Origin of the sequence: Mycobacterium gastri (assembly GCF_002102175.1) — a bacterium.
GTDB lineage: Bacteria > Actinomycetota > Actinomycetes > Mycobacteriales > Mycobacteriaceae > Mycobacterium > Mycobacterium gastri.
The window spans coordinates 1-1,883 of sequence record NZ_LQOX01000029.1 but is presented as its reverse complement, the minus strand read 5'-3'; the positions used below and the strand labels follow the sequence as shown (position 1 = coordinate 1,883).

Here is a 1,883-nt window from a genome sequence, read left to right as displayed (position 1 = left end):
CTAGCGGGAGTTTCCGCCCTGTGTAGTTGAGCGGCGTGTCTTTTGTTGTGGTGCTTGGTTTTTGACGCGTTTGGGTGTATTACCCATATATGCCGTCGATTGTGGGGAAGCGTCGTGGCAAGTACACGTACTACTACCTGGTGGAATCGGCGCGGGTGGACGGCAAACCGAGGATCGTGTCGCAGGAATATTTGGGCACCGCCGAGGAGGTGATGGCCAAGCTGGCGGGCGCGGGCAGCGGCGAACCGGTGCGCAGCCAGCACAAACAATTCGGTGATCTGGCCGGGGTGTGGTCGGTGCTGCAGCGTCTCGGTGTGGTCGAGATCGTGGACTCGGTCGCGCCGCGACGGGCCGACGCCGGGTTGTCGGTGGGCAGCTATATCGCGTTGGCCACGGCCAACCGGGTCGTGGCGCCGTGCTCGAAGTTGGCGTTCGCCGACTGGTGGGCCAGCACCGCCGGAGCGCGGTGGGTGAAAACCCCGGCCGGGGCGTTGGATCACCGCCGGTTCTGGGACGCGATGGATCAGCTGGACACCGAGGCGCTGCGCCGCATCGAAACCGAGTTGGGGCGGCGGATGGTCACCGAGTTCGGCTTGGACCTCTCGGGGCTGGTGCTGGACATGACCAACTTCGCCACCTACATCGATTCGGCCAATGAGCGCGCCCCGATCGCCCAGCGCGGCAAGGCCAAACAGAAACGTGTGGATCTGCGGTTGGTCGGGTTGGCGCTGGTCGTGACCCGCGACGGTGGGGTGCCCGTGGTGTCGCACGCCTACCCCGGCGACCGCCCCGACGTCACCCAGTTCCCCACGGTGATCGAGGAACTGCTCACCCGGTATCGGCAGTTGAGCACCTCGGTGGAGTCGTTGACGGTGGTCTACGACGCCGGGCAGAACTCGGCCGACAACCACACCGTCATCGAAGAGTCGGGGTTGGGGTTCGTCGGATCATTGCCACCGTCGGACCATCCCGAACTGCTCGCGATACCCCGGGCAACCTACGTCGGTGTCGATGACGACCGCTATCCCGGCCTGAGCTGTGTGGACACCGAGGTGACCGCACTCGGGGTCACCCGCCGCGCGGTGCTCACCCACTCCCCGACACTGCACGCCGCGCAGTCACGCGGCTTCGACCAAACCCTGGCGAAAGCACGGAAACGTTTGACCGAACTGCAATCGCGCCTCGCCCGGGGCAAGACTCGGCGTCCCCGCGACGCCGTGCAAGCCGACATCGCCGCGATCCTCAAGCCACGCTGGGTCCGCGAGGTGCTCACCGTCACCCTGACCGGCGAGGATCCCTCGACGTTCCGGTTGACCTGGCGCACCGACCACAACGCCCGAAAACGGTTGGAAGGCAGAATCTTCGGCAAACGCATCCTGTTCACCAATCGCGACACCTGGAGCGTCGGCGACGTGGTCGCGGCCTACCGCTCCCAATCCGAGGTCGAGGCCGGATTCCGGCAGCAGAAAGACCCCCACGTCGTCTCGTTCGGACCGATGCACCACTGGACCGACCAGAAGATCCGGGTCCACGTCTTCTACAGCGTCCTCGCATTGACCGTCGCCCACCTCATGCGCCGCCAAGCCGAGCGCGCCGGCCTGCACATGTCGGTGCGCGAACTACTCAACCAACTCGCCGGCATCGGCGAAACCGTGCTGCTCTACCACGACGGCGGCAAAGGCCGCCCCCGCGCCCGACGCATGCTCACCGACACCACCCCCACCCAAGACCGCCTCGCAGACCTCTTCGACATCCACCGCTACGCACCCACCCGCTGACCAGCCCAAACACGCCCGTGGGTAATACACCCACCAACCCAAAAAACCACCACTGACCAGCACAAACAACGCTGATCAGGCATCAAGGGCGGAAACTCCCGCTAG

Annotated in this window: 1 protein-coding gene; it reads left to right on the top strand. The window is 65.4% G+C overall.

What is annotated here, in order from left to right; genetic code table 11:
• Positions 1-89 precede the first annotated feature (89 nt).
• A complete protein-coding gene (locus AWC07_RS02550; RefSeq protein WP_085104939.1) occupies positions 90-1,778 on the top strand; it encodes an IS1634 family transposase in 1,689 nt (562 codons plus the stop codon).
• Positions 1,779-1,883 lie beyond the last annotated feature (105 nt).

What these genes read in the sequence shown, in the direction of transcription:
- AWC07_RS02550 (WP_085104939.1), top strand. Translation starts at nt 90, where the DNA reads ATGCCGTCGATTGTGGGGAAGCGTCGTGGCAAGTACACGTACTACTAC.